Source organism: Streptomyces sp. NPDC029169, assembly GCF_055563935.1.
On sequence record NZ_JBVHXA010000017.1, the window covers coordinates 99,283 to 125,454 of the forward strand.

Genomic DNA, 26,172 nt, shown 5'->3' on the forward strand with positions numbered 1-26,172 from the left:
CGTGTGACGCGCGTAGAACTCACTCTGTCTGGGCGCTGCTTGTCAGACAAGCAAGATTCATCGACAGGACATCCACGGCAAAGGGGCCCACATGTCAGCCGCATCCGACCTCAAGGGCCGTGGGCCCATGCTCCTGGCGATGGTGCTCGCCGTCCTCGGGTACCAGATCAACGCCACGATGCTCAGCCCCGCACTGCCGGATGTCATCGAGCGCCTCGGCACCACCACGGCCGCCGCCGGTCTCTCCCAGACCCTCTTCTTCCTGATGGCGGCCATCGGCCAGGTCACCCTCGCCCGCCTCAGCGACCAGCGCGGCCGCAAGCCGATGATGATCGTCTGCGCCCTCGTCCTGATCGTCGGCAACCTGCTCTGCGTCTTCGCGCCGAACATCGAGATCTTCATCGCCGGCCGCATCCTCCAGGGCATCTCGGCCGCGATGTTCACCCTCGTCTTCCTCACCCTGAACCAGCTCCTCACCCCGGCCGGCTTCGGCAAGGCCGCGGGCATCATCACGGCCGTGAACGGCGGCCTCGCCGGCGTCGACGCCATCGCGGGCGGACAGATCGCCGACACCATCGGCTTCCGCGGCATCTTCGTCTGCTCCACCCTCATCGCGGTCGCCGGCCTGATCGGGGTACGCCGGTACGTCCCCGACGTCCCGCCCACCGCCGCCGACGGGCGCTTCGACTCCCGTGGCATCGCCGCCCTCGCGCTCGGCCTCACCGGCGTCCTCGTCGGGCTCGCCCAGGGCGCCGCCTGGGGCTGGACCTCCGTCCTCACCCTCGGCTTCCTGCTCGGAGGCCTCGCCTCGCTCGTCTTCTTCGTCGTCTCGCAGAAGAGCGCGGCCAACCCGGTCATCGACATCGAGGTCCTGGCCTCGCGCCGCGCCTGGCCGCTGCTGCTCACCACCATCTGCACCCTGGGCGGCGCCTTCGGGGCCATCGCGCTGACGATCCCGCTCTTCTCGCAGGACGCCCGGGTCGGCCTCGGCCTCTCCGCCGTCACCGCCGCCGTCCTCTTCCTCACGCCGATCCAGCTGATCGGCGTGATCTCCGCCCCGCTGACCGGCCGCCTCGGCCCGAAGATCGGCTGGCGCACGATCGTCGTCACCGGCGCGATCGCCAACTTCGCGATCTTCCTCTTCGCCACGTTCTTCCTGCACAACGAGTGGATCCTGGTCGCCTCGCTCGCGGCGCTCGGCGTCACGTACGGCGGCTTCATGCTGACCGGCCTCAACGGCCTAGCCGTCACCACGGCCCCGAAGGACAAGCCCGGTTCGCTCTCCGGCCTCAACGGCGCCTGCTTCGGCATCGGGGCCTCCCTCGGCATCGCCCTGGCCTCCGCGATGATCACGGCGGGCAGCGACGCGGGCGGTCCGACCGAGGCGGGTTACCAGCACGCGATGTACACGGCGCTCGCCCTGCTCGGCATCGGGGTCGTGACCGCGTTCCTCATCCAGCGGCCCGACCCGGCGGCCGACGCGCCGGACGAAGAGCCGCAGCTGGTGCTCGCCCACCACTGACCGGGTACGACGGGCGGGGCCGCACCCTCACCCGTACGGCCCTCCCACCGCCCCCGTGCGGACCGGATCCCTCCATCCTGGTCCCACGGGGGCGGCCGCGTACGACGGAGGAGAGGTCCGGGCATGAGTCCCACGGAGACATCGAGCACCGGCGGGCCCCGGCGCTCCGGACCCTTCACGCCGGGCCGGATCGCGATGGCGGCCGTCGCCGTGCTGACGCTCGTCCTGATCTTCGAGAACACCCGGCACGTCAAGGTCCGGCTGATCGTCCCCGAGGTGACGATGCCCCTCTATCTGGCGCTGCTCGCGACGACCGTGCTCGGCGGGGCGTGCGGCTACTACGCGGCCGCCCGGCGGCGCTCATGAGGCGGGCGGCGATCCTGGGCGCGGGCGCGGTCCTCGCGCTCGCGGCGATGGCGGTCAGCTCGGGGGAGGAGGCGGTCGCCGCGGACGACGCCGCGCCGATGCCCGCGTTCCTCGGCAAGGGCCTCTGGCGGGTCTTCACCACCCTCGCCCCCCGCACCCGCCTCGACGTCCACGACGTCGGCGGTCGCGACCGCCGGGTGCTCTGGCCGCCGAACTGGCGGGTGTGCACGCAGTACCCGTCCGAGGGCGCGGCGCTCGACGGCCGGACGACGGTCGTGATCGGCGTAACGAAGAACGGCGAAACCTGCCCACCCCGAGTCACCTCAGCCCGCCGCTGACCCCGCCGCTGACCCCGCCGCCCCCCGCCGCTGACCCCGGCGCCGTAGCCTGAGGGCATGGGCGACGATCTTGGTCAGTACCTCACCGCCGGTCCGCGCGTCGGGTTGCGGGCCTACTCACTCGGTGATGCCGAGGAGTTCACCGCGCGGGCGCGCGAGAGTCGTGCCATGCACCGGCCCTGGCTCTTTCCGCCTGACAACCCCGACGCGTTCGCGACCTACGCGCGGGCGATCACCGAGGACCCAGCCAAGACCGGTTTCCTCGTCTGCGAGCGGCGGGAGGGCGGCCGGATCGCCGGGTTCGTCAACATCAACAACATCGTCCGCGGCGCGTTCCTCAGCGGCGCCCTCGGCTACGGGGCCTTCGCGCACGCGGCGGGGCGCGGGCTGATGAGCGAGGCGCTGGGCCTTCTCCTCCCGTACGCCTTCGGGCCCTTGGGGCTCCACCGGCTGTCGGCCGACATTCAGCCCGGCAACGCCGCCTCCCGCGCGCTCGTGCAGCGGGCCGGCTTCCGGCTGGAGGGGTTCTCGCCCGCCCTGCTCTTCATCGACGGCGCCTGGCGCGACCACGAACGGTGGGCGATCACCGCGCCCGCACCGGCACCCGCGTCCGCTGCTCAGCGCCTGTAGTTGATCTTCATCGTGTCCATGTCGGTCACGGACGACTTCAGCTCGCCGTGACCATGCCCCAGCTCCCCGAGCACCGTCTCCACCCGGTCCTCGGCGATCGCCCCGGCCATCTCCTCGCCGTCCGCCGCGTCCGAGACGACGACCAGCCGGTACGAGAAGTGCTTCAGCGTCCTGTCGTAGGCGAGCGAACCCTCCTCCGTGAACCGCAGCGCCGACATCCCGTGCGCGTCGACCTCGGCGAGCAGCCGGGCCCGGCTCTCCTCCGACAGCCCCTCGAACGCGCCGCGCACGATCACCCGGTAGGTGTGCTGGGTGCTCATCTCTCTCCGTACTCCCGTCACCGTTGAAGATCCAGACTACGGCGGAGAGGATGAGGCGCATGCGGAATATCGTGGCCCTCGACGCCCCGTCCAACCTCGGCCTGCGCCCGCCGGCTCCCGGCACCGTCCCCGGCTGCCACAAGCTCGCCGGTGCCCTCCGCGACAACCGGATCGTCGCCCGGCTCGGCGCCCTGGAGGGCGGAGTCGTCGTCCCGCCGCGCTACGACCGCGGCGACTGGCAGGAGGGCGACGGCGTCTTCAACGCCGCCGCCCTCGCGACGTACACCCGCACGCTCGCCGACCGCATCGAACACCACGTACGGGCCGGGGACTTCCCCGTCGTCCTCGGCGGTGACTGCTCCATCCAGCTCGGTGCCTCCCTCGCCCTGCGCCGCATCGGCCGCTACGGGCTCGCCGTGATCGACGCCTCCCCGGACTTCCGCCACCCCGGCAACTCCCACCGGGTCGGCGCCGCCGGAGGTGAGGAACTGGCCCTGGCCACCGGACGCGGCCAGCGCGACCTCACCGACCTGGAAGGCCTCGGGCCCTACCTCCGCGAGGAGGACGTCCGGCTCTTCGGCATCCGTGACGCCTACCACGACGATCCCGAACTCGTCGAGCTGCGCTCCCTGAAGGTCCCCGTCGTCACCGTCGCCGACCTGCGCGCCTGGGGCCCCGCCGAACTCGCCGCCGCCACCGTCACCGCCTTCGCGACACCGGCGCTCGACGGCTTCTGGGTGCACCTGGACGCCGACGTCCTCGACCCCTCCGTGATGCCGGCCGTCGACAGCCCCGACCCCGACGGGCTGCTGCCCGGCGAACTCGCGCCGCTGCTACGGACCTTGGTCCGCTCCGAGCGCTGCGTGGGGCTCAACGTCACGATCTACGACCCCGATCTCGACCCGGACGGCACGGCCGGAGCGCTCCTCACGGACCTCGTCGTCGCCGCCTTTGCCGAAGACTGACGGAGAGACCCACTGGTCAGCCGCGGGCCCGCCGTGTTCCATGGTCGACATGACGACCGTACGACGTGCCGTACTGACCCTGCCCGCGGCCCCGTTGGGCCCGGACAACCCGCTGCCCGCCCTGCGGACCCTCGACGGGACCCCGACGGTCGACCGACGCGACACCCAGGACATGCCGCGCGACATGGCCCGGCAGCTCGGCTTCGCGCCGCTGCGCACCCTGTTGCCGGTCCCCGTCCGCGACGGCTACGGACGCGAGCGCGTGCCCGCCGACCTCGACGCGATCGTGATCGAGAACGACCGGCTGCGCGCGACCGTGCTGCCCGGCCTCGGCGGCCGCGTCCACTCCCTGCACCACAAGCCCACCGGGCGTGAACTCGTCCACCGCAACCCGGTGTTCCAGCCCGCCGCCTTCGCCCTCAACGGCGCCTGGTTCGCCGGCGGCATCGAGTGGAACATCGGCGCCACCGGCCACACCACCCTCGCCTGCTCCCCGCTGCACGCCGCGATCGTCCCGGCGCCCGGCGGCGGGGAGATGCTGCGCCTGTGGGAGTGGGAGCGGCTGCGCGATCTGCCCTTCCAGGTCGACCTGTGGCTGCCCGAGGGCAGCGACTTCCTCCATGTCGGCGTACGGATCCGCAATCCGCACGAGCGGACCGTCCCGGTCTACTGGTGGTCCAACACCGCCGTCCCCGCGGACCGCCGGATCCTCGCCCCGGCGGACACGGCCTGGCTCCACGGCTACGAGGGCGGCCTGCGCCGCGTCCCCGTCCCCGTTCCCCAGGACGGTGTGGACCGTACGTACCCGCTGCGCAGCTCCCTGCCCGCCGACTACTTCTACGACGTCCCGGACACGGGACGGCGCTGGATCGCCGCCCTCGACGAGACCGGTACGGGACTCGTGCAGACGTCGACGGACCTGCTGCGCGGACGCAAGCTGTTCCTCTGGGGCACGGCCCGGGGCGGCCGCCGCTGGCAGGAGTGGCTCACCGCCCCCGGAGCCCCCGGTTACGCCGAGATCCAGGCAGGCCTCGCCCGGACCCAGCTGGAGCACCTGAGCCTGGAGGGCGGCGCGGAGTTCAGCTGGCTGGAGGCGTACGGACCGCTGGCCGCCGTGCCCGGAGTCGTACACGGCGAGGACTGGGCGGCGGCCCGCGCGGACGTGGAGCGGTCCCTGGAGACGGCCCTGCCGCGCGCCGCCGTCGACGCCGCGTACGAGGCGTGGCGCGCGGGCCCCGCCGATGCCGAACCGGTCACCGCCCTCGCGACGGGATCCGGCTGGGGCGCGCTCGAAGTCCTCGCCGGGGCCCATGAGTTGCCCGGAACGCCGTTCCCCGCGTCGACCCTGGGGGAGGAGCAGAAGCCCTGGCTGGAGCTCCTCCGCACGGGTGTCCTGCCGCCCCTGGCCGAAGGCGCCGCACCTGGTACCTCCCTGGTCGCGGACCACTGGCGGGACATGCTGGAGACCGCGCCGGCCGAGCCCCTGACCGAGTACCACCTCGGGATCGCGCAGTGGCACGCGGGCGATCTCGCCCAGGCGGTACGGAGCTGGGAGCGCGGCCTCCAACAGGCGGGCCTGCGCTGGCCGTTGCTGTACTGCCTGGCCGTCGCCGACCAGGAGGGCGGGCATCCGGTGCGGGCCGCCGAACGGTACGCGGAGGCCTTCGAGGCCCTGCCCGCCGACCCCGCCGATCCCGCCGACGGCGACGCCGACCCCGCCGACGGCGACGCCGTGGTGACCGCCGCCCTGGGCCGTGAGGCCGTCACCGCGCTCCTGGCGGCCGGGTGTGTCCCTCAGGCCCGCGCCCTCCTGGACCGACTGCCGGAATCGGTGCGCGCCCGTGGCGCCTTCCGCCTCCTGGAGGCCCGCCTCCTCCTCGCCGAGGGGAGGAAGGCCGAGGCCCGGGCGGTCTTCGACGAGGGCTTCGAGGTGGCGGACCTGCGCGAGGGCGCGGAGACCCTGGGCGAGGTCTGGTCGGCCCTCACCGACGAGCCGCTCCCGGACCGCTACGAGTTCCGGATGCGTCCCTAAGCCCCGGACGGCCGGGCCGGCACCCCTCCCTTGTCAACTTCGGTTGACAAGGGAGGGGTGTCAACGTAGGTTGACATCATGACCGATGCAACCGATCTCGCCGCACGGGCGGGGGACCGCGATCCCAGGGTCGGCCTCCGTGCCGTCTCCGCGCTGAGGCGGCTCCTGGAGCAGTTGGAGGCCGTCCAGGTGCGCAGCGCCCGCGCTCAGGGCTGGTCGTGGCAGGAGATCGCGGCGGAGCTGGGTGTGAGCCGTCAGGCCGTGCACAAGAAGTACGGGAGGCATTGATGTTCGAGCGATTCTCGCGAGGGGCCCGGGCGACGGTGACCGGGGCGGTCGACCAGGCCCGGCGTCAGGGCGCCCCCGTGGTCACCGAGGGGCATCTGCTGCTCGCGCTGCTCGACGCGGAGGGCACCAAGGCGTCCTTCGTGCTGCGGGCGCTGGGGGCGGCGGACACGCGATCCTCGCTGGAGGCGGCGCTCGCCGATGCCCGGCGGAGGGGCGGTCTGTCGAAGGCCGACACCGAGGCGCTCGCGGAGCTCGGCATCGACGTGCCGGAGATCGTCGCCCGCGTCGAGGAGGCGCACGGTCCGGGCGCGCTCGCCGACGACCGTGAGGAGAACGGCCGCGAGGAGAACGACCGGCGCTCCGGACGGCCCTCGTTCAGCCGTGACGCCAAGAGCGTCCTGGAGCGGTCCCTGCGGATCTGCCTCGGCCGCCGCGAGAAGACGATCGGTGACGAACACCTGCTCCTGGCCCTGACCGCCCGCCCGGGTGTCGTGGCCGAGGCGCTGGCGGACCACGGCATCACGTACGAAGCGGTGGAACGGACCCTCGGCCAGGGCGTGTCCGCCACCTGATCCGGAGCGGAGCGGGTCAGGACCGCCGGTCGACGTACTCGAAGACCGAGCCGTCCGGGTGCACCGCGATCAGGTTGCGGCCCACCGGGGTGGGGACCGGGCCGGCCATGATCTTGGCGCCGGCCCCGGTCAGTGCGGTGAACGCCGCGTCCACATCCTCGACGGAGATGGTCGCGGCAACCTTGCGCAGGACCTCCAGCTCCGACTCCGGTCCGCTCATCAGGAGGAAGCAGCCGACGGCCGCCACCGACACCCCGCCCCGCTCGAAACGGAGGGCGGGGGCGCCGGTGAGCCGCTCGTAGAACTCCACCGCGGGTTCGAGCTCGTCGACGCAGACACGAAGCGTGGTCCCGAGAATCTCCATGCGGGCGAGCCTAATTGAGGATCAGGGGACCCGGCACAGGATCTCGCCGTGCGGGACCATGAACCAGGCGTCCTCCTGCCGGCCCCACTCCCGCCACGCCTCGGAGATCTCCGTCAGCGTCTCTGACGTCGTGTGGCCGCCTTCCACCGCCAGCTTCGCGTAGACGGACTCCGTCGTCCGGTCCGCCCACAGCCCGCTCCACCAGGCCCGCTCCTCCGGCGTCGCGAAACACCAGGTGGCGGCCGTCGTGGTGATGTCGGTGAACCCGGCCCGCCGCGCCCACGAGAACAGCCTCCGTCCGGCGTCGGGTTCGCCGCCGTTGGCCCGGGCGACTCGCTGGTACAGCTCCTGCCACCGGTCCAGGGCCGGTGAGGCCGGATACCAGGTGAAGGAGCCGTAGTCGCTGTCCCGGGCGGCGACCACGCCGCCCGGACGGCAGACCCGCCGCATCTCGCGCAGCGCCTGCACGGGATCGCCCACGTGTTGCAGCACCTGATGGGCGTGGACGACGTCGAAGGAGTCGTCGGGGAAGTCCAGGGCGTGGACATCGGCGACCGCGAACTCCACGTTCTCCAGGCCCCGTTCGGCCGCCGCCGCCCGCGCCTTCTCCAGTACGTCCTCGGCGGCGTCGACCGCGGTCACCCGTCCCGGTGCGACCAGCGCGGCCAGATCGGCGGTGATCGTGCCGGGCCCGCAGCCCACGTCCAGGACGTCCAGACCGGGCCGCAGCTCGGGTACCAGATACGCCGCCGAGTTCGCGGCGGTACGCCAACTGTGCGAGCGCAGCACCGACTCGTGGTGCCCATGGGTGTAGACGGCGGTTTCCTGAGGCCTGGACTGTTCGGATGCGTGCGTCATGACCGGACTCCCTCGTGTGGGTGGCTAGGGCAACGGTACGCCCATCTGACACATGGTGAGATCGTGATCTCGCGATGTGGACGGCATAGTCGAGATTCGGCGCATTCTCGGCGGTCGCCGCGCCCCGGCGACCCCATATTGGCGGGCATACGGTTCCGCGGCCTGGGTACCCGGGCGGTGTGGATCCCGCAGCGACCGGACGCGCCGCACAGGCACGTGGAGGAAGGCTCTCGATGCGGTACGAAACGATGTCCTCGCTCGCCCAGCAGCTCCGCGTCGACGCCGTACGCGCCGCCGATGCCGCCGGCTCCGGCCATCCGACCTCCGCGATGTCGGCCGCCGAGATCGGCGCGGTCCTCCTCGCCCGGCACCTCCGCTACGACTTCGACCGCCCCGACCATCCCGGCAACGACCGGCTCGTCCTCTCCAAGGGGCACGCCTCGCTCCTGCTCTACGCCATGTACCGGGCCGCCGGCGTGGTCGGCGAACGGGAGCTGCTGACCTTCCGCCGCGAGGGCAGCCTCCTCGAAGGCCACCCCACACCCCGGCTGCCCTGGGTCGACGTCGCCACCGGCTCGCTGGGGCAGGGCCTGCCCATCGGGGTCGGCATGGCGCTCGCAGGGAAGTTCCTCGACCGCGTCCCGTACCAGGTGTGGGTGGTCAGCGGGGACAGCGAGATGGCCGAGGGGTCCGTCTGGGAGGCCGTCGAGCACGCCGCGTACTGCCGTCTCGACAACCTCACCCTGATCGTCGACGTCAACCGGCTCGGCCAGCGCGGCCCCACCCGCCACCAGCACGACCTGGGCGCCTATGCCGATCGCCTGGAGGCCTTCGGCTGGCACACCGTACGGATCGACGGCCACGACGTGGAGGCCGTCGACGCGGCGATGCGCGAGGCCCGCGCGACCGTCCGCCGGCCCACCGCGATCCTCGCCGCCACCCGCAAGGGCCGGGGCGTGGCCGCCGTCGAGAACCGCGAGGGCATGCACGGCAAGCCCCTCCCGGACGCCGAGGCCGCCATCGCCGAGCTCGGCGGCTACAGCGACCTGAGCGTCCAGGTCACCGACCCGCCCGCCGCCCTGGTGCCGCGCCCGTTCCGGGGCGGCGCGCCACCGCTCCCCACGTACGACCGGGGCGAGAAGGTCTCCACCCGGGACGCCTATGGGGCGGCCCTCGCCGCCCTCGGGCAGACGCGCGGCGAGATCGTCGTGCTCGACGGCGAGGTCAGTGACTCGACCCGGACCGATCGGTTCGCGAAGGAGCACCCCGAGCGCTACTTCGAGTGCTGGATCGCGGAGCAGCAGCTCGTCGGGGCGGCCGTCGGGCTCCAGGCGCGCGGCTACGTGCCGTACGCCTCGACCTTCGCCGCGTTCCTCACCCGCGCGTACGACTTCGTCCGGATGGCGGCCGTGAGCCGGGCCGGGATCAACCTGGTCGGCTCGCACGCCGGCGTCTCGATCGGCGAGGACGGGCCGAGCCAGATGGGCCTGGAGGACCTGGCCATGATGCGCGCGGTCCACGGCAGCACCGTCCTCTACCCGTGCGACGCCAACCAGACGGCGCGGCTCGTCGCGGCCATGGCCGACCTGGACGGGGTCCGCTATCTGCGCACCACGCGCGGCGCCACGCCGGTCGTGTACGGGCCCGACGAGGAGTTCCCGGTCGGCGGGAGCAAGGTGCTCCGCAGCCACGGCGAGGACGACCGGGCGACCGTGGTCGCCGCCGGAGTGACCGTGCACGAGGCCCTGCGGGCCGCCGACCGGCTGGAGGAGGAGGGCCTGCCGGTCCGCGTGATCGACCTCTACTCGGTCAAGCCGGCCGACGCCGCCACCCTCGACCAGGCGGCCGGTACGACCGGATGCGTCCTGACCGTGGAGGACCACCGCCCCGAGGGCGGCCTCGGTGACGCGGTCGCCGACGCCTACGCCAACGGCCACGGCGGGATGCCGCGCCTGGCCCGGCTCGCGGTCCGCTCCATGCCGGCCTCGGCGACCCCGGAGGAACAGCTCCACGACGCGGGCATCGACGCGGACGCGATCATCTCGGCGGTCGAGCTGATGCTGGAACGCGTTCTGGTGCGGTGAGCGGGGGGCGGTACCCGGCGGGGAGCCTACGCGGCAGGCCCGGCTTGGCCCGACTCGGCGTGCCGTGGGCTCCTGGCCCCGCCGGGGCGGGACGCCCGCAGGTCCCTTGTCCCGCCGGGGCGCCACGGCGGTGACCCGTCGGGGCGCCACGCGGCAGGCCCGGCTTGGCGTGTCGCGGCGAGCCGCCAGGGCGGCACGCGGCAGGCCCTCCTGGCCCGTCGCGGCGAGCCGTGGGCTCCTGGCCACGCCGGGGCGGGACGCCCGCAGGTCCCCTGTCCCGTCGGGGCGCAACGCAGGAGGCCTGCGGGGCCCGTCGCGGCGAGCCGTGGGCTCCTGGCCCCGCAGGGGCGGGACGCCCGCAGGTCCCTTGTCCCGTCGGGGCGCCACGCGGCAGGCCCGCGGGGGCCGTCGCGTGGCGTGCCGTGGGCTCCTGGCGTGACGCTGTCGGCTCCGGCCCGCTCCGGACCCTCACCCGGACGGCCCTGGGCGCCCGGGGCGGGGGCTTCGGCGGTGACACCCGGGGCCGGGTGCCGCGCGGCCCCGCCCGAAACCCCCTACCGGCGGCGCGGCCGACGGCCGCTGAAGCGGCGAAGCCCTCCCAACCTTCGTATAAAGGGCAGTGAGGCGCGCCGTGCGGGGCGGCGGCCGGTGTTCGGGAGGTGCGGGAGATGCGGCAGACGGCCCCGGAAGGGCGCGGCCCGGTGAGCTACGGACCACCCGCCCCGGAGCCCGGACTCCCCGTGGTGCCCGGGCTCGCCGCGATCCTCGCCGCCGCCGCGGACCGCACCGACGTCGAGCCGCCCGGTGGCGGACCCGTGCTCCGCGAGGCCGCCGTCGGCTACTTCTGGCGGCGCGGCCTGCGCACCCACGCCGGGGACGTGGTCGCCGCACCCGGCGCCCAGCCCCTGCTGCTCGCGCTGATCGCCGCCCACGGCGGCGACCTCCTGATGCCCCGGCCCTGCCCGGCCTACTGGACCCCGCAGGCCAGACTCCTCGGCCGCCCCGCGTACCACGTGCCCACCCCCGCCGAGTGCGGCGGCGTCCCCGATCCGTACGCCCTGCTCGAAACCGTCCGGCGGATCCGCGCCGAGGGCGGCCACCCCCGGGTGCTCCTGCTCTCCGTCGCCGACGACCCCACCGCCACCGTCCCCCCGCCGGAACTGGTCCGCGAGGCGTGCGAGGCCGCCGTTGCCGAGGGGCTGCACATCATCAGCGACGAGACCTGGCGCGACACCCTGCACCGGCGCCACGACACCGTGCTCCTCAGCCCCGCCGAGATGTGCCCCGACGACGTCACCGTCCTGTACGACCTGGGCGCCGCGCTCGCCCCGGCCGCCTGGCCCTGCGCCGTGGCCCGCTTCCCGCCCACCGCCCCCGACCGCGCGGACCGCTACGCCGACCCGCGCGCCCGCACCCTCGACATCCTCACCGCGCTCGGCGCCTTCGTCGCGGGACCGGTCGCCCCCGCCGCCGCGCACGCCCTCGACGAGCCGGAGGACGTCACCGTACGGGCCGCCCTCGTCGCGGCCCTCCACGCGCGCGTGGGCGCAGCCGCCCACCGCGCCGTCCTCTCCGCCGGCGCCCTCGCCCGGCCGCCCCAGGCCGGCCGCCACCTCTACGCCGACCTCGGACCGCTGCGGGCCGGGCTCGCCGCCCGGGGCGTCACCGACTCCATGGAGCTGGAGAACCACCTCAGCCGGCGGCTCGGCACCGCCGTCCCCGGCGGCCACCGCTTCGGCGACGAACTCGGCGCTCTGCGGGTGCGTTTCGACACCGGCGCGTTCCTGGGTACGACGGAGGAGGAGCTGATGGAATCCCTCACCTCGGCGAACCCGGTGGAATTGCCGCACGTGGCCCGCGCGTTGAGCTCCTTCGGAGCCGCCCTGGAGGAACTCCGGTGACCGAAGGGGCACTTCATCCGCCTGCACGACCGTCCCGACGAACCGCGTAGAACGGAGCCCGCAGATGACGGAACAGACGGCACGGCCGACGCAGGCCCCGCAGGCCGCACGCGACGACCGCACCGCCTCCGCCCGGACCCCGCAGGCCGCACGCGACGACCGCACCGCCCCGGCCCCGCAGGCGGCACGTGACGGCCGGACCGCCTCCCCCCAGGTCCCGCAGACCGTGCGTGACGGCGGGACCGCCTCCCCCCAGGTCCCGCAGACCGTGCGTGACGGCGGGACCGCCTCCGCCCCGGCCCCGCAGGCGGGACGTGACGGCCGGACCGCCCCGGCCCAGGCCGCGCAGGCCGTGCGTGACGGCGGGACCGCCTCCGCTCAGGCCGCGCAGACCGTACGCGATGGCCGCACCGCCCCGGCCCCGCAGATCGTGCGCGAAGGCGGGACCGCCCCGTCCCCGGCTCCGCAAGCGGTACGTGACGGCGGGACCGCCCCGTCCCCGGCCCCGCAAGCCGTGCGCGACGGCCGCACCGCCTCCGCCCCGGCCCCGCAGGCCGTACGCGACCGCCGCACCGCCTCCGCCCCGGCCCCCACCCCGTCGCCCGTCCTCCATCCGCTCGGTCGGACCAGGACCGACTGGCCCCGCTCCTTCGCCGACCGCCTCACCGCGCCGCTTCCCGGCGTTCGCGCCATGGCGCGGCTCGCCCGCGAGGGTGCCGTGCGCCCCGGTGCCGACGGGCTGCGCGACATCCCGCTGCTGCCGTTCGCCCCCGGACCCCTGCCCGACGCCGGGCCCGACACCCTCGCCGTCACCTGGGCCGGCCACGCCAGTTGGATCCTGCGTACCGGCGGCCTCACCGTCCTCACCGACCCCGTCTGGTCCCGCCGTATCCTCGGCACCCCCGCCCGGATCACCCCCGTCGGGGTCCGCTGGGAGGACCTGCCGCCCGTGGACGCCGTCGTCATCAGCCACAACCACTTCGACCACCTCGACGCGCCGACCCTGAAGCGGCTGCCCCGCCACACGCCCGTCTTCGTCCCCGCCGGACTCGGCCGCTGGTTCACCCGGCGCCGCTTCACCCGCGTCACCGAGCTCGACTGGTGGGAGGCAGCCGAACTCGGCGGCGTGCGCTTCGAGTTCGTCCCCTCCCACCACTGGTCCAAGCGGACCCTCCTCGACACCTGCCGCTCGCTGTGGGGCGGTTGGGTGCTCACCGACCGCTCCGGCCGCCAGGTGTACTTCGCCGGCGACACCGGCTACGGCCACTGGTTCGCCGAGATCGGTGCCCGCCACCCCGGCATCGACCTCGCCCTGCTCCCGATCGGCGCCTACGACCCGCGCTGGTGGCTCAGCGACGTCCACACCGACCCCGAGGAGGCCGTCCGCGCGTTCCAGGACCTCGGCGCGCGCCGGATGGCCCCCATGCACTGGGCGGCCTTCGTGCTCTCCGCCGAGCCGGTCCTCGAACCGCTCACCCGGGTCAGGGCCGCCTGGGCGCGGGCCGGGCTGCCCCGCGAGGACCTCTGGGACCTCCCGGTCGGCGCCTCACGCGTGCTCGCTCCCCGACCGTGAGTCCCCCGACCGTGAGTCCCCTGACGGTGAGCCGCCGCGCCGTACGCCCCGTACCCGCCGCCACACCGCCGGAGCCCCGCTGATCAGCAGCGCCAGAGCCACCGCCGCCACCACGCCCTGCCACGGCTCCGGAAACAGCGAGCCGCCCAGGATCCCGATCAGCTGGTACGTCGCCGCCCAGGCCAGGCATGCGGGCACGTCCCCGCGCACGAACCCGCGCAGCGGCACCTCCGCGAGCAGACACGCCAGCATCACCGGGATCCGCCCGGCCGGCACAAGCCGCGACAGGACGAGCACCGACACCTGATGGGTCTCCAGCTGCGCCTGCGCCTGCGCGAGCCGGTCGGGGGCGGCCCGGCCGCGCAGCACCGACAGCCACCGCGACCCGTTCTTCGAACGGACCCCGCGCTGCCCCAGCCAGTACAGCGACACATCCCCCACGAGCGCGGCGAAGGCGGCCACCAGGAAGACGAAGAGCAGGGCGAACGGCGTGCTCTGGTGGAAGGCGACCACAGCCGCCGAGCTGACGATCGCTCCCGTCGGCACGACCGGCACCAGCGCGCCGAGCGCCACGAGGAGGAACAGCGTGGGGTAGCCGACGGCCTGCTGCGTCGACTCGGGCGGCAGCTCCCCGGCCGCGCCCAAGGCGCCAAAGGCGCCCATCGCGCCCACCGCCCCCATGGCGCCCACCGCCCCCACCGCCCCCACCGCGCCCATCAGCCCGTCGATCACCGGGCGACCTCGGGCCGCACCCGCTCGCCGTGGCCGAGCAGATGCACCGCCACCTTCGGCGCGAGCCGCGCCGCGTGCCGGACGAACTCCTCGCCCGGCGCGTGGAACTCGTGCGGCCGCACCGCGTCCATCCCGACCGGCCAGTACGTGCCGTAGTGCACCGGAACCGCCGCCGCCGGGGAGAGCGCCGCGAGCGCCCGCGCCGCCCGCCCCGCGTCCAGATGCCCGTGTCCCAGATACGGCCCCCAGCCGCCGACCGGCAGCAGCGCCACGTCCACCGGCCCCACCGCGTCCGCCATCCCGTCGAAGAGCCCGGTGTCACCGGCGAAGTACGTGCGCGCCTCGCCCTCGACGACGTACCCGAGCGCGGGGGAGCGATGCGGCCCCAGTGGCAGACGACGGCCGTCGTGCAGCGCCGGTACGGCCCGTACGGTCAGGCCCCCCACCGCCACCGTGTCGCCAGGCTCGACCTCGGCCAGCCGCAGCCCCCGGCCGTCGAGCCTGCGCAGCCCCGGCACGGCTCCCGGCGCGCCGCGCGGCACGATCACCAGCGTCCCCGGCGCGAGGCGGGCGAGCGAGGGCAGATGGAGATGGTCGGCGTGCAGATGGGAGACGAGCGCCACCTCGGCGCGCGCGGCCTCGGGCGGCGGCAGCGCGCCGCGCCTGCGCCGCAGATGCGCGAGCCGACGGGCGAAGAGCGGATCCGTGAGGAACCGCACCCCCGAGTCCTCGACCGTGCAGGTGGCATGACCCCACCAGGTGACCTCCACCGGCACGCCGCCTTCCGCTCGCCACGGGGACTGCACTCCACTGCTCACGAGGGTAAATGTCCGAAGCGGGTGACGCGGGGCGTCTACGGTGGTTCGCGGGGGTAGCCATCCATCGGCAAGGGGATGGGAGTCGCGGTGAGCACGATGGGGACGACCTGCAATTCGGCGCAGTGTCCGCGCTGCGGGGGCGTCCTGGCCGTCACCCAGGACGGCTGGAAGATCTGCCACACCTGCGGTTACTCCTCACCGCCGTGAGGTCCGGGGAGCCTAAGGAGGTGCCCTCCTCGGGCGCTGCGGTTCGGAGTAGGGTCGGCCCATGGACGACGTTCGGGTGGCGGCGATCGCCAGCCTCACCCCGCTCGAGGAACTCGACAGCGACCCCTTCCTGGTCGACACGCGCAGCCAGCACGCCATGTGCGCCCGCTGGGCCCTGGACAAGGGTTACGTCGTGACGAGACAGCTGCTCTTCTACGGGATCCGGCCCGACCACGCCGCGCTCTGGGCGGATGTGGACGGCGGCCACGTCGACCTCTTCGTCGCCCCCAACGAACGGGTTCTGGCACGGGCGTTGACCGACGTGTCGGGGTTCTTCGCCGAGTGCGAGCGGCGCGGCGTTCGCCTTGAGACCGCGGGTCTCGACGAGCCGTCCTACGACGCCGCGGGAAAGGCCGACGTGCACCGCCGCCTCTCCATGCCCACCGCCGGCTACGACGGCTGCTAGTCGCCACACCCCCCTGCGCCGTGGGGCGATGTGCCACGCTTGGAACAGGTAACGGGCGAAAGGTGAACCGGGCGTGGGTGACGGGCGATGGCGTACCGCCGGCCGCTGGCGGACCGCGGGGCGCGCCCTGGTGCGGGTGATCGTGGTCTGGGCCGTGTCCACCCTGACGATGCTCGCCCTGGCCGGACTGCTGCCCGACTTCCAACTCCAGTCGGCCGACGGCGACAGCATCACCCGCACCGCCCTCACCGCCGTGTGGGGAGCCGGCGCCTTCGGTCTCCTCGGCGCGCTGGTGTGGCCCGTGATCGTACGCGCGCTGCTGCTCGTACCGGCCCTGGTCCTCGGCCTGTTGGTGTTCTTCCTCAATGGTTCGCTGCTGCTGATCGCGCTCTGGCTGATCCCCGACGGGCGCGGCGCCGCCGACCCCGAGACCGCCGTCGTGGTCGCCGCCGTGATGTCGGCCGTCGCCTCGGCCACCTCCACCGCGCTCGCCGTACGCGACGACGACGCCTACCGCCGCCGTCTCTACCGGCTGGCCGACCGCAAACGCCCCCGACGCGCGGAGATCGGCCCGGAGCCCGTCCCCGGCACGCTCTTCCTGCAACTCGACGGCGTCGGCCACCGGGTGCTCCGCGCCGCCGTCGCCGGCGGACTGATGCCTACCGTCGCCGGCTGGCTCGACACCACCCACCGGCTCACCCCCTGGCGCACCGACTGGTCCAGCCAGACCGGCGCCAGCCAGCTCGGCATCCTGCACGGCTCCAACGAGGACGTGCCCGCCTTCCGCTGGTACGAGAAGGACACCGGCCGGCTGATGGTCTCCAACCGGCCCGCGAGCGCCGTCGAACTCCAGCGGCGGGCGATCGCCCGCACCGGGGACGGCGGGCTGCTCACCGTCGACGGCGCCTCGCGCGGCAACCTGTTCAGCGGCGGCGCCGACCAGCTCGCGCTCGTCCTGTCGATGGCCGCCCGCCGCGGGCGGAGCAACCGCTCCCGCGCCGGGTACTTCGCGTACTTCTCCGACCCCGCCAACGCCGTCCGTACGGCAGGCTCGTTCGTCGCCGAGGCCGTCCGCGAGATGGCCCAGTCGACGCGGGCGCGGCTGCGCAAGGAGTCCCCGAGGGTCTCGCGCGGCGGCGCCTATCCCTTCGTCCGGGCCTTCGCCACCGTCGTGGAACGGGACGTGGTCGTGGCCGCGGTGATCGGGGACCTGCTGGCCGGGCGGACGGCCGTCTACGCCGATCTCGTCGCGTACGACGAGGTGGCGCACCACTCCGGCCCGCACGGCCATGACACCGACCGGGTCCTCGCCCGTCTCGACCGGTCGATCGCGCTGATCGCCAAGGTCGCCGAGCACGCGCCCCGCCCGTACCGGATCGTGCTCCTCTCCGACCACGGACAGAGCCCCGGCGCGACCTTCGAGGGCGTGTACGGGCTGACGCTGCGGGATCTCGTACGGGCCGGCTGCGGGCTGCCCGTGCCGCGCCGGGTCGGGCGCACCCCCAGCGGCTCGGAGGCCAGGGACGCGGCCCGCGACGCGCTGCGCAGCGCGCTGCACCGGCCGGTGGAGGACGAGGACGGGGGGCCGGTGCCCGACAGGGCCGAGCCCCTCGTGCTCGCCTCCGGGAACCTGGGGCTGATCTCCTTCCCGGGCGTTCCGCACCGGATGACGCGCGAGGAGATCGACCGCCGCCACCCCGCGCTGCTCCGCACCCTCGCCAACCACCCGGGGATCGGCTTCCTGCTGGTGGCGAGCGCCGAGCACGGCTCGGTCGTGCTCGGGCGGAACGGCGCGGAAGTGCCGGTCGCCCAGCTCGGCGACGACGGGCCGCTCGCGGCCTTCGGACGGGGCGCGGCGGACGCGGTCCGGCGCACGGACGCCTTCCCCCACGTCGCCGACATCATGGTCAACTCGATGTACGACCCCGAGACCGGGACCGTCCACGCCTTCGAGGAGCAGATCGGCTCGCACGGCGGCCTCGGCGGCGAGCAGACGCATCCCTTCCTGCTGTGGCCCGTGGACTTCTCGGCGCCGCCGGTCGATCTGGTCGGGGCCGAACGGCTGCACCGCGTGCTGCGCAGGTGGCTGCGGGAGTGTCACGGCCCGCAGGTGCCGCTGGAGATTTCGCCGTCGACGGCCGATTCGGAAGCGCTTCTTCCGGTTGATGGGCCTGTCGTACCGGACAAAAACAGCTGATTTGGCGGGGCGTCTCACCTGCCGGACCATGTTCGGGTTTGTACGACGCGAGAGGCGCACCACCCCCCATGAGCACGGCCATATCCGAAGAGCAGAACAAGCACGCCCGGCGGTTCGGACTGCCGATCGCCACCGCCCTGGTCATGGGCAACATCATCGGCGGCGGAATCTTCCTCCTTCCCGCCTCCGTCGCCCCGTACGGAACGATCAGCCTGGTCGCCTTCGGCATCCTCACCCTCGGCGCGATCGCCCTCGCGCTCGTCTTCGGCCGGCTCGCCCACCGCCACCCGCAGACCGGCGGCCCGTACGTCTACGCCCGCGCGGCCTTCGGCGACTTCGCCGGCTTCCTCGCCGCCTGGTCGTACTGGATCACGGCCTGGGTCTCCAACGCGGCCCTCGCCGTGGCCGCCGTCGGCTACCTCGACGTCCTGATCCCCGTCCACGAGTCGAAGGCCGCCACCATCGCCGCCGCGCTCACGCTCCAGTGGCTCCCGGCGCTCGCCAACCTCGCCGGTACCCGCTACGTCGGCGCCGTGCAACTCGTCGCGACCGTCCTCAAGTTCGTCCCGCTCCTCCTGGTCGCCGTCGGCGGACTGTTCTTCTTCGACAGCGCCAACCTCGGGCCCTTCCAGGCGGCCGACGGGGGCGGCGCGCTCGGCGCGGTCTCCGCCTCCGCCGCGATCCTGCTCTTCAGCTACCTCGGCGTCGAGTCGGCGGCCGTCAGCGCCGGCGAGGTCCGCGACCCGCGGCGCAACGTCGGCCGCGCCACCGTCCTCGGCACCCTGGGCGCCGCCGCGATCTACCTCCTCGGCACCGTCGCCGTCTTCGGCACGGTCGCCCACGACCGGCTGGTCGACTCCACCGCCCCGTTCTCGGACGCCGTGAACGCCATGTTCGGCGGCTCGTGGGGCGGTACCGCCATCGCCTGCATGGCCCTCGTCTCCATGGTCGGCGCGCTCAACGGCTGGACGCTGCTCAGCGCCCAGACGCCGTACGCCGCCGCGCGCGACGGGCTCTTCCCGAAGGTCTTCGCCTACAAGCGGCGCGGCGTCCCCACGGTCGGTGTCCTCGTGACCGTCGTCCTCGCCTCGCTGCTGACGGTCTACAACTACACGGTCGGCACCGAGGGCGTCTTCGAGATCCTCGTCCTCGTCACCACCTTCACCGCCACCGTCCCCTACCTCCTGTCCACCGCCGCCCAGATCTACTTCCTGCTCTCCGGCCGCTCCGAGCGCGTCGACCGCGCCCGGCTGATCCGCGACGGCGTCCTGGCCGTGGCCGCGTTCGGCTTCTCCATGTGGCTGGTGGCGGGCTCCGGTTACGCGGCGGTGTACCAGGGCGTGCTGTTCCTCTTCGCCGGCGTGCTCGTGTACGCCTGGATGTCGGCCCGCAAGGCCCGGCGGGGGACGGGGGAGGCGGCGCGGGTACCGGCGCCGACGGCTGAGGACGCGGCCCTGCCGGTGTCCGAAGGCGCGTCCGCATAGGGCGCCCGGGCGGATACCCCTCAGACGGCCGCCTGGTCGCTTCGCGCGGGCGCGGGCCTGCCGTGCAGGACGACGAGCGTCGTCAGACCGGCCGCGAGGGCCACCAGCGACACCAGGGCCGGGACGAGGCCGACGAGCGCGCCGGCCGCCACCGCGCACACCCCGCCGACGGCGAGGACCGTCGGGCGGCGGCCCGAGGTGCGCAGCACGATCGCGGCGCCGCCGAGCAGGAAGACACCGACTCCGCCGGTCAGCGACCAGGCCACGACCCCGTGCAGCGGCTCGGCGAGGTCGTAGTGACCGGTGTCGGCGACCTGCTGCAGGACCTTCTTCATACCGAGGGCGCACAGCACCACGCCCGCCACCAGCGGAAGGTGAAGGAAGGTGTACACGTCCCGGGCGAACCGCGTCCGCTCGTCGCCGTCAAGGCCGGTCAGCCGGTGCTCCGCCCCCTCCGCGAGCCGCCGGAAGTACAGCGCCCACAGCGCCGCCGAGAGCAGCAGCCCGGCGGCCGCCGCGCCCAGGACCGCGACCGTGATGGGGAGGCCGGACACCCCCACGCCCATCGCCACGATCGACTCGCCGAGCGCGATGATGACGATCAGACCGTGCCGCTCGGAGAAGTGCGCGGGGGAGTTGACCCGCCAGCCGGAGCCTCCCGTGACGTAGATCCCGCCGTAGTCGATGACCACCGCGCCCAGCCACAGCAGGAGTTGGACCTTCCCGGTGTACGCGGAGCCGATCAGCAGCAGCACCATCGGCGGCGCCACGGACAGCAGCGCCGTGCGGCGCAAGGTGGCCCGCAGGGCGGCGTCGTCGGGGCTGGAGAGCCAGTACGAGACGAGATGGAGCGTGCGCACGGCGCCGTAGCAGAGCACGAAGAGGAGCGGGGCCGAGAGCCCGCCGGGCGCGTCCGCGAACACCTCGGGAACCACGAGCGACACGATGAAGACGACCGCCATCACGGTGACGAGCACCGCGAACAGCGCGCCGGAGTCCGCCCGGACGACATTGCCCAGCCACGCGAAGCAGCACCAGCACCACCACAGCAGCGCGAGCACGACCATCGCGCCGACCACCCGCATCGGCGAGGGACCGGCCGCCATGAGGGCGGTGACCTGGGTGATCGCGTATACGAACACCAGGTCGAAGAAGAGCTCTGCGGGTGTCACCCGGTGTTCTTCCCCGGCCGCGACCATCCGCGCCCGCTCCTTGCGCCCTGCCATGTGCGCTCCCCGCGTCGACGGCGGCCCCCGCCGCCACTAGCGCGCACCCTACCCCTGGTCAGACGCCCGGCCGGAACACCCGCAGTTCGCGCACCTCGAACGACATCTCGCGCGTCTCCGGGTCCGGCGCCGGGTGGTAACGCCCGGCGCATACCGAGAGGTTGACGATCAGAAAGGCGTGCCAGGACCGCCCGACGCCGCGCCCGTCGGAGAACACCTCCTCGTCGTCGAGCCACCACACCACCGAGCGCGCCCCGAACTCCGTCCGCAGCCGGATCCAGCCGCCTGGCCGCACCGAGGGGGAGCGGTGGTAACGGTGGGCGCCGCGCACGCGGTTCGACAGTTCGAGCAGGTCGGGGTTGTCGGGGTGGTACTCGAAGACGTCCACCTCCTGCCCGCCGTCGCGCCAGGTCCAGATCGCGGGCCAGGCCCCCGTCTCCTCGGGAAGCCGCACCCGCGCCTCCAGCACGTCCCCGGCCCGCACCTCGAACCCCTCCGGGCTGCCCTCCGTCGTGAGCAGTCCGGCGTCCCACAGCCCGTCGCTCCGGCGGGTCGCGCGGAAGAGCCCCGAACGGCTGTAGGAGTCGTCCTCCACCAGGTGGTCCAGCTTGTTGTCCGCCGGGTTGACCGGTCCGCCGTCGGGATACGCCCACGAGCGGCCGGCGATCCACTGCTCCCGCGAGGTGAAGTCCGCGGTGAAGACCGGTTCGGAGGCCGGAGGCAAGGGCGGCATGGGTGGCTCCTCGAGCAGAAAGTGTCGTACGACGGGCTTCCTGCCCGCAGGGGTCGCCGCCACGCGGAACATCTCACTCTGTGTCGAGAACTCGTCACGAGGTGGGGGAATGACCGTTCTGTCCCCGCCCCTCTTACCTCGCAGGTAATCGACCCGCGCCCGGCGCGGCGGCATCGTGGTGTCCACCGGAACCCGGCCGGCGCACTCCGGCCGGGCTCCGGGCCCATGACCAGCAGTTACGTCGCCATGGAGGGTGATCCGTCATGTCCCAGGCCCTGCTCGCCGGTCTCTCCCGCACCACCCAGCCGCAGTCGATGGTGCGCCGGTTCCTCGCCCTCGACGCCCTCGTCACCGGCGGCAACGGCCTCGCCTACCTGGCCGCCTCCGGGCCGCTCGGCGAACTGCTCGGTGTCGACGCCGGTCTGCTGCTCGAACTCGGCGTCCTCCTCACCGCGTACGCCGCGGGCGTCGCCTGGCTGGCGAGCCGCCCCAAGCCGCCGGCCCTCGGCGTCAAGCTCGTCGTCGACATCAACATCCTCTGGGCCGTCCTGAGCATCGTCGCCCTCGTCGCCTGGCTGGAGCCCACCACCGCCTGCCTTGTGTGGACCCCGCTGCAGGCCGCCACCGTCGCCGGGTTCGCCGGACTCCAGTGGGCGGCGCTGCGGGCCGCTACCCCCTGAGCGACCACAGATACGCGACCGTCGCCGGGTCGGCCGGGAGCAGCGTCTCGATGGCCAGCTCGGCGACCGTCACATCCATCGGGGTGTTGAACGTGGAGATCGAGGACACGAACGACAGCACCCGCCCGTCATGCTCGATCCGCAGAGGCAGTGCGAAGTACGGATACGGCTCCGGGTCCTCCCGGTCGTCGGGATCCGAGGCCTCCTCCGGCAGCGGATACGCCGCCACCTCTTCGTACACCGTGCGCAGCGCCTCCGAGCGGGACAGGGCGATCTGCCGCTCCATCTGGGCCAGCAGATGCCCCCGCCACTCCCGCAGGTTGCGGATCCGTGGCGCGAGCCCCTCCGGGTGCAGGGTGATCCGCATCGCGTTCAGCGGAGGGGTGAGCAGATGCTCAGGCAGCCCGGCGAGCAGCATCCCGATGCTGTCGTTGGCCGCCACCACCGTGTACGAACCGTCGACCACGAGCGCCGGATACGGGTCGTAGCCCCGCAGCAGCTGCTCGATGCCCTCCCGCAACGTGCCCAGCTGCGGATCGTCGAGCGTCGACTCCCGGTACCTCGGCGCGTACCCGGCCGCGAGGAGCAGCGCGTTCCGCTCCCGTACCGGCACGTCCAGGTGCTCGGCGAGGCGCAGGATCATCTCCTCGCTCGGCCGGGACCGGCCCGTCTCGACGAAGGAGATGTGCCGGGCCGAGGAATCGGCCCGCAGGGCCAGCTCCAGCTGGCTCAGTCGGCGCCGTTCGCGCCACGCGCGCAGCAGCGGCCCTACTTCCGTGTCGGTCACGACAGTTGTCATGACCTGACGGTATCCCAGGTGTCGGCCCGGGTATCGAGTCCCCGGGACCGTATCGTCACCGTCAGCAACCCCGACCGGAGGGAGTACGGACATGCCCACAGAGCCGCTGTCGCAGAAGGAGATCGAGGACCGCCTGCGAGAGCTCCCCGGCTGGTCCCTCGACGACGACCGGATCACTCGCACCTACCGTCTCGGCGACCACTTCGCGGCCACCGCGATGGTCGTCCATGTGGCCCAGATCCAGCAGGAACTGAACCACCACTCCGATCTGACGCTCGGCTACAACACCGTCGCCGTGTCCGTGAACACCCACTCCGCGGGACCCGCGCTCACCGAGAAGGACTTCGAACTGGCCACGCGCGTCGAGAACATCGCCCCGGGGCACGGCGCGAGCTGACGGACAGGCCCTGACGGTCGCGGCGGAAATCGAGCTCTTCGGGCCGGAGACGATCACCATGTCCGCCGAGGCCGTAAAGCGGTGGACAGCCCTCACGTGCTGGGCGAGCATCTCCGCGATGAACACCGAACCTCTCTCCATCCCCCGACGCGTCCGCTTCGTCGAGCTCAGCGCGAAGGCGCTGCGGGCGCTTGCCGACGGTGACCTCGCCGGCGGCAGCGCCGAGGCCGGGGTCGACCTCGACGAGTACTTCGTCTGCGACCGGGCACGCTCGATCTTCGGCTATCGGGCTGCCCAGCTCGCCGAGGACCCGTCTGCCGCGCCCTGGATCACGCGGGCCGCGGTGTCCGAGCCGGACGGGGCCGTCGTCGGCGACGCCGGGTTCCACGGGCCGCCGGACGAGGCCGGCATGGTCGAGGTCGGCTACAGCGTCGTGCCCGGGTACCGCCGCCAGGGCTATGCCCGCGCCATGCTGACGGCGCTGCTCGTCAGGGCCGCCGCCGAACCCGGTGTCAGGACCGTGCGGGCCAGGATCAGATCCGACAACGACGCCTCCCTGGGCACCATCGCGGGCTTCGGTTTCACGCGCGTCGGCGAGCAGGGGAACGAGCGCGACGGGCTCGTGATCGTCTTCGAGATACCGGCAGACGCGATTCGGGCCGCTTAGCCTCACGGCCTCGACGGACATGAAGTGGTCAGGCCGCGTGGGGTGTCCGGCGGCTCATCCGTTCCTGCATGTGCCCGAAGAACACCTCGGGCAGCGTCACCCCCGCCGTGACTCTGGCGAACTCGTCCCGCGCCGAAGGGCTCTGGGACGCCGCGAGGAGCAGTTGCTGAGTCTCGGGGGGCGGCGGTTCCATCGTCGCGAACTCGGCCGTGAACTCGTACATGCTCATGACCTTGGCGTCCCGTGCCTCCTGCGCTGCCCGCATGGCCTCGTCGAACGGTCGGCGGCCGGCGAGTACGTCGTCGAGCGCACGGGTGACTCGCTCCGCGTCCAGGAAGGCGTCCTGGATGCCCTGGCTGTGATGGGGTCCTTCAGGTATCCCGCGTCGCCGACCAGGACCCAGCCCGGGCCGTAGGGCTTGCGGAAGTAGTGGGGGATGGCCATGCCGACGAACCGCTCGGCCCGGGTCGCCCGGGCGATCCGTTCGGCGAAGGCGGGCGCTCGGGCCGGCGTGGCGTGGTAGTTGCCTTCGATGTCGTCCCCCTTTGCCTCGACCTGATGCCGGTCACCGTCTCCCCGTCGAAGAGGATCTCCTCGACGCCGAACCCCTCGCGCACCTCGGCGCCGGATTCGGCGGCGGCGTCGACGAGGATCTTGTCCAGGACCGTGCGGCGCGGTGCGTACGAGGCCTCGAAGCCCTCGCCGGCCGGGGACCCGATGACGGCGAACGGTCCGAGGTAGAAGGCGTAGGTGTCTCGGATACGTCGCCCGGTCGACGAGGAGGACCAAGTGCCCGAGCCGGGCGAGAAGCATCGCGGTGGGCGCGCCCGCACAGCGCGCGCCGACGACGATCACGTCGTCGTCGTGGGTTCCGCCCCCGGCCGTGCGGGCCGTGCCGGTCATGGATCTCACCTGCCGGTCGCGCCCATCGCCACAGGACGGCGGACCGGACGAACGGAAGGCCCAAGCCGCCGCCGCTGAGCGGTGAATAGCCTCTTCCACGCTGGACGCGATTCGCCTCCCGGTCTCGGCAGCCCGGCGACCCGCAGCTCGTCCTGGTCGGGGGCGGCCGCCCGGACGCGGACCGAACTCGTTCTCGTCCGCGACACCGCGCGCCGATCACCCACCGGTCGAGCCGCCACGCCGGAACGCCCGAAGCTCGATCTCCCGCGAGACCGTAAGCTCTCGCGCGTGACCGAGACCCTGCTGGACTACGACGCCGAGGCGGACCGTTACGACGAGACCCGCGGCGGGGTGCCGCGCGCGCGGGGCGCGGCGGAGGCCGTCCTGCGCCTCGTGCCGCCCGACGCCCGCACGCTCCTCGACCTCGCCTGCGGCACGGGCCTCGTCACCGAGCGGCTCGGCCGCCCAGGCCTGCGGGTGTACGGCGCCGACGCCGCGTACGGCATGGCCCGCAAGGCCGGCCGACGCGTCCCGGGCGGGATCGTCCTCGCCGACGCCCGCCGGCTGCCGCTCCCGGACGCCTCCGTCGACGCCGTGAGCGCGGTGTGGCTGCTGCACCTGGTCCCGTTCTCGGCCGCGATCGTCGCCGAGGCGGCCCGGGTGCTGCGCCCCGGCGGCGTGCTCGTCGTCACGGTCGACAAGGACGCTGCTCACGACGTCGGCAGCGACATCGACCGCGTCCTCGCCCCGTACCGCTCCCACGAGCGGGCCTCCGACCGCGCCGCCCTCATCACGGCGGCCGCCGCCGCCCACGGCCTCGAACCGGCCGGCGCCACCCGCTTCACCGGCCACGGCCAGGGCACCACCCCGGCCCGTACGGCCCGGCTGCTCCGCGAGGGCTACTACGCCTCGTGGTTCGACGGCTCCCCGGAGACGACGGCCGCCCTCGTCGCCGAACTCGCCGGCCTGCCGGACCAGGACCGCCCCCGTGCCGACCCCGACTACCGACTGGCGTCCTACCGGCGGCCGCCCCTCAGCCGCGGCTGAACT

At 73.5% G+C, this 26,172-nt stretch carries 27 protein-coding genes; 18 read left to right on the forward strand and 9 right to left on the reverse strand.

From position 1 onward, the window contains the following. The first annotated feature begins 91 nt into the window (after positions 1 to 91). The 4 genes from ACZ4VI_RS27560 to ACZ4VI_RS27575 all read left to right on the forward strand — a co-directional run bounded on the left by ACZ4VI_RS27560 (position 92) and on the right by ACZ4VI_RS27575 (position 2,856). Positions 92 to 1,522: an MFS transporter gene (locus tag ACZ4VI_RS27560; RefSeq protein WP_468003454.1), complete on the forward strand. Its 1,431-nt coding sequence runs from the start codon at positions 92 to 94 to the stop codon at positions 1,520 to 1,522. A gap of 123 nt (positions 1,523 to 1,645) precedes the next feature. Beyond that, positions 1,646 to 1,888: a LapA family protein gene (locus tag ACZ4VI_RS27565; protein WP_468003456.1), complete on the forward strand. Its 243-nt coding sequence runs from the start codon at positions 1,646 to 1,648 to the stop codon at positions 1,886 to 1,888. Continuing rightward, a complete protein-coding gene (locus ACZ4VI_RS27570; RefSeq protein WP_468003458.1) occupies positions 1,885 to 2,226 on the forward strand; it encodes a hypothetical protein in 342 nt (113 codons plus the stop codon). Before ACZ4VI_RS27565 ends, ACZ4VI_RS27570 begins: the two co-directional genes overlap by 4 nt. 57 nt (positions 2,227 to 2,283) lie before the next feature. Next, positions 2,284 to 2,856, forward strand: a complete 573-nt coding sequence (locus ACZ4VI_RS27575) for a GNAT family N-acetyltransferase (RefSeq protein ID WP_468003460.1) — start codon at positions 2,284 to 2,286, stop codon at positions 2,854 to 2,856. Here ACZ4VI_RS27575 and ACZ4VI_RS27580 read toward each other — a convergent pair. Beyond that, on the reverse strand, positions 2,844 to 3,176 hold the full coding sequence (locus ACZ4VI_RS27580) for a DUF6204 family protein (RefSeq protein WP_468003462.1): 333 nt from the start codon (positions 3,174 to 3,176) through the stop codon (positions 2,844 to 2,846). The two genes, ACZ4VI_RS27575 and ACZ4VI_RS27580, sit on opposite strands and share 13 nt — an antisense overlap. A gap of 59 nt (positions 3,177 to 3,235) precedes the next feature. Here ACZ4VI_RS27580 and ACZ4VI_RS27585 point away from each other — a divergent pair, with 59 nt between their 5' ends. The 4 genes from ACZ4VI_RS27585 (at position 3,236) to ACZ4VI_RS27600 (ending at position 7,033) form a co-directional block, all read left to right on the forward strand. Further along, complete coding sequence (locus ACZ4VI_RS27585; protein WP_468003464.1) at positions 3,236 to 4,141, forward strand: arginase family protein; 906 nt, start codon at positions 3,236 to 3,238, stop codon at positions 4,139 to 4,141. A 49-nt stretch (positions 4,142 to 4,190) separates the two neighbouring features. Further along, positions 4,191 to 6,173, forward strand: coding sequence for a DUF5107 domain-containing protein (locus tag ACZ4VI_RS27590; protein WP_468003466.1), 1,983 nt, complete (start codon positions 4,191 to 4,193; stop codon positions 6,171 to 6,173). A gap of 78 nt (positions 6,174 to 6,251) precedes the next feature. Then, positions 6,252 to 6,461, forward strand: a complete 210-nt coding sequence (locus tag ACZ4VI_RS27595; RefSeq protein WP_315894318.1) for a helix-turn-helix domain-containing protein — start codon at positions 6,252 to 6,254, stop codon at positions 6,459 to 6,461. Then, complete coding sequence (locus ACZ4VI_RS27600) at positions 6,461 to 7,033, forward strand: Clp protease N-terminal domain-containing protein (RefSeq protein ID WP_468003468.1); 573 nt, start codon at positions 6,461 to 6,463, stop codon at positions 7,031 to 7,033. The genes ACZ4VI_RS27595 and ACZ4VI_RS27600 overlap by 1 nt, the downstream gene beginning before the upstream one ends. Positions 7,034 to 7,049: 16 nt before the next feature. Here the strand turns inward: ACZ4VI_RS27600 and ACZ4VI_RS27605 are convergent, their stop codons facing one another. Both ACZ4VI_RS27605 and ACZ4VI_RS27610 read right to left on the reverse strand, forming a co-directional pair. Next, a complete protein-coding gene (locus ACZ4VI_RS27605) occupies positions 7,050 to 7,397 on the reverse strand; it encodes a VOC family protein (protein ID WP_468003470.1) in 348 nt (115 codons plus the stop codon). Positions 7,398 to 7,418: 21 nt separating this feature from the next. Beyond that, positions 7,419 to 8,255, reverse strand: a complete 837-nt coding sequence (locus ACZ4VI_RS27610; RefSeq protein WP_468003472.1) for a methyltransferase domain-containing protein — start codon at positions 8,253 to 8,255, stop codon at positions 7,419 to 7,421. Between the two features lie 233 nt (positions 8,256 to 8,488). Between ACZ4VI_RS27610 and ACZ4VI_RS27615 the strand changes: the two genes are divergently transcribed. The 3 genes from ACZ4VI_RS27615 (at position 8,489) to ACZ4VI_RS27625 (ending at position 13,813) form a co-directional block, all read left to right on the forward strand. Beyond that, the gene (locus tag ACZ4VI_RS27615; protein WP_468003474.1) at positions 8,489 to 10,339 is read left to right on the forward strand and encodes a transketolase; all 1,851 of its coding nucleotides are present in this window, start codon (positions 8,489 to 8,491) and stop codon (positions 10,337 to 10,339) included. A 668-nt stretch (positions 10,340 to 11,007) separates the two neighbouring features. Further along, positions 11,008 to 12,240 (forward strand): aminotransferase class I/II-fold pyridoxal phosphate-dependent enzyme, encoded by a 1,233-nt coding sequence (locus tag ACZ4VI_RS27620; RefSeq protein ID WP_468003476.1) that lies wholly within the window; start codon positions 11,008 to 11,010, stop codon positions 12,238 to 12,240. A 514-nt stretch (positions 12,241 to 12,754) separates the two neighbouring features. Further along, positions 12,755 to 13,813 carry an MBL fold metallo-hydrolase gene (locus tag ACZ4VI_RS27625; protein WP_468003617.1) on the forward strand — a complete coding sequence of 353 codons (1,059 nt, stop codon included), beginning with the start codon at positions 12,755 to 12,757 and terminating at the stop codon, positions 13,811 to 13,813. Here the strand turns inward: ACZ4VI_RS27625 and ACZ4VI_RS27630 are convergent. Together ACZ4VI_RS27630 and ACZ4VI_RS27635 are read right to left on the reverse strand one after the other, a co-directional pair. Next, positions 13,787 to 14,476 (reverse strand): DedA family protein, encoded by a 690-nt coding sequence (locus ACZ4VI_RS27630; RefSeq protein WP_468003619.1) that lies wholly within the window; start codon positions 14,474 to 14,476, stop codon positions 13,787 to 13,789. The two genes, ACZ4VI_RS27625 and ACZ4VI_RS27630, sit on opposite strands and share 27 nt — an antisense overlap. Before the next feature lie 65 nt (positions 14,477 to 14,541). Further along, positions 14,542 to 15,321: an MBL fold metallo-hydrolase gene (locus tag ACZ4VI_RS27635; protein ID WP_468003621.1), complete on the reverse strand. Its 780-nt coding sequence runs from the start codon at positions 15,319 to 15,321 to the stop codon at positions 14,542 to 14,544. A gap of 310 nt (positions 15,322 to 15,631) precedes the next feature. Between ACZ4VI_RS27635 and ACZ4VI_RS27640 the strand changes: the two genes are divergently transcribed. The 3 genes from ACZ4VI_RS27640 (at position 15,632) to ACZ4VI_RS27650 (ending at position 19,717) form a co-directional block, all read left to right on the forward strand. Then, entirely contained in the window at positions 15,632 to 16,036 is a 405-nt protein-coding gene (locus ACZ4VI_RS27640) for a hypothetical protein (protein ID WP_468003478.1), read from the forward strand. Between the two features lie 73 nt (positions 16,037 to 16,109). After that, on the forward strand, positions 16,110 to 18,233 hold the full coding sequence (locus ACZ4VI_RS27645; protein ID WP_468003479.1) for a phage holin family protein: 2,124 nt from the start codon (positions 16,110 to 16,112) through the stop codon (positions 18,231 to 18,233). Positions 18,234 to 18,301: 68 nt separating this feature from the next. Beyond that, positions 18,302 to 19,717, forward strand: coding sequence for an amino acid permease (locus ACZ4VI_RS27650; protein ID WP_468003480.1), 1,416 nt, complete (start codon positions 18,302 to 18,304; stop codon positions 19,715 to 19,717). Positions 19,718 to 19,737: 20 nt separating this feature from the next. On the opposite strand, the gene ACZ4VI_RS27655 is transcribed toward ACZ4VI_RS27650, so the two are convergent. Both ACZ4VI_RS27655 and ACZ4VI_RS27660 read right to left on the reverse strand, forming a co-directional pair. After that, positions 19,738 to 20,943 (reverse strand): low temperature requirement protein A, encoded by a 1,206-nt coding sequence (locus ACZ4VI_RS27655; protein ID WP_468003482.1) that lies wholly within the window; start codon positions 20,941 to 20,943, stop codon positions 19,738 to 19,740. A 58-nt stretch (positions 20,944 to 21,001) separates the two neighbouring features. Next, on the reverse strand, positions 21,002 to 21,676 hold the full coding sequence (locus ACZ4VI_RS27660; RefSeq protein ID WP_468003484.1) for a beta-glucanase: 675 nt from the start codon (positions 21,674 to 21,676) through the stop codon (positions 21,002 to 21,004). Between the two features lie 263 nt (positions 21,677 to 21,939). Between ACZ4VI_RS27660 and ACZ4VI_RS27665 the strand changes: the two genes are divergently transcribed. After that, positions 21,940 to 22,356: a hypothetical protein gene (locus ACZ4VI_RS27665; protein WP_468003486.1), complete on the forward strand. Its 417-nt coding sequence runs from the start codon at positions 21,940 to 21,942 to the stop codon at positions 22,354 to 22,356. Here the strand turns inward: ACZ4VI_RS27665 and ACZ4VI_RS27670 are convergent. Further along, positions 22,346 to 23,155, reverse strand: a complete 810-nt coding sequence (locus tag ACZ4VI_RS27670; protein WP_468003488.1) for a helix-turn-helix domain-containing protein — start codon at positions 23,153 to 23,155, stop codon at positions 22,346 to 22,348. The genes ACZ4VI_RS27665 and ACZ4VI_RS27670 overlap by 11 nt on opposite strands. Positions 23,156 to 23,246: 91 nt before the next feature. Between ACZ4VI_RS27670 and ACZ4VI_RS27675 the strand changes: the two genes are divergently transcribed. Both ACZ4VI_RS27675 and ACZ4VI_RS27680 read left to right on the forward strand, forming a co-directional pair. Continuing rightward, on the forward strand, positions 23,247 to 23,552 hold the full coding sequence (locus tag ACZ4VI_RS27675; protein WP_468003489.1) for a 4a-hydroxytetrahydrobiopterin dehydratase: 306 nt from the start codon (positions 23,247 to 23,249) through the stop codon (positions 23,550 to 23,552). A gap of 118 nt (positions 23,553 to 23,670) precedes the next feature. Continuing rightward, complete coding sequence (locus ACZ4VI_RS27680) at positions 23,671 to 24,219, forward strand: GNAT family N-acetyltransferase (RefSeq protein ID WP_468003491.1); 549 nt, start codon at positions 23,671 to 23,673, stop codon at positions 24,217 to 24,219. 28 nt (positions 24,220 to 24,247) lie between these two features. Here ACZ4VI_RS27680 and ACZ4VI_RS27685 read toward each other — a convergent pair whose 3' ends face one another. Then, entirely contained in the window at positions 24,248 to 24,484 is a 237-nt protein-coding gene (locus ACZ4VI_RS27685) for a hypothetical protein (protein WP_468003493.1), read from the reverse strand. Between the two features lie 938 nt (positions 24,485 to 25,422). Between ACZ4VI_RS27685 and ACZ4VI_RS27690 the strand changes: the two genes are divergently transcribed. Continuing rightward, complete coding sequence (locus ACZ4VI_RS27690) at positions 25,423 to 26,169, forward strand: class I SAM-dependent methyltransferase (RefSeq protein WP_468003622.1); 747 nt, start codon at positions 25,423 to 25,425, stop codon at positions 26,167 to 26,169. The last annotated feature ends 3 nt before the right edge of the window (positions 26,170 to 26,172 follow it).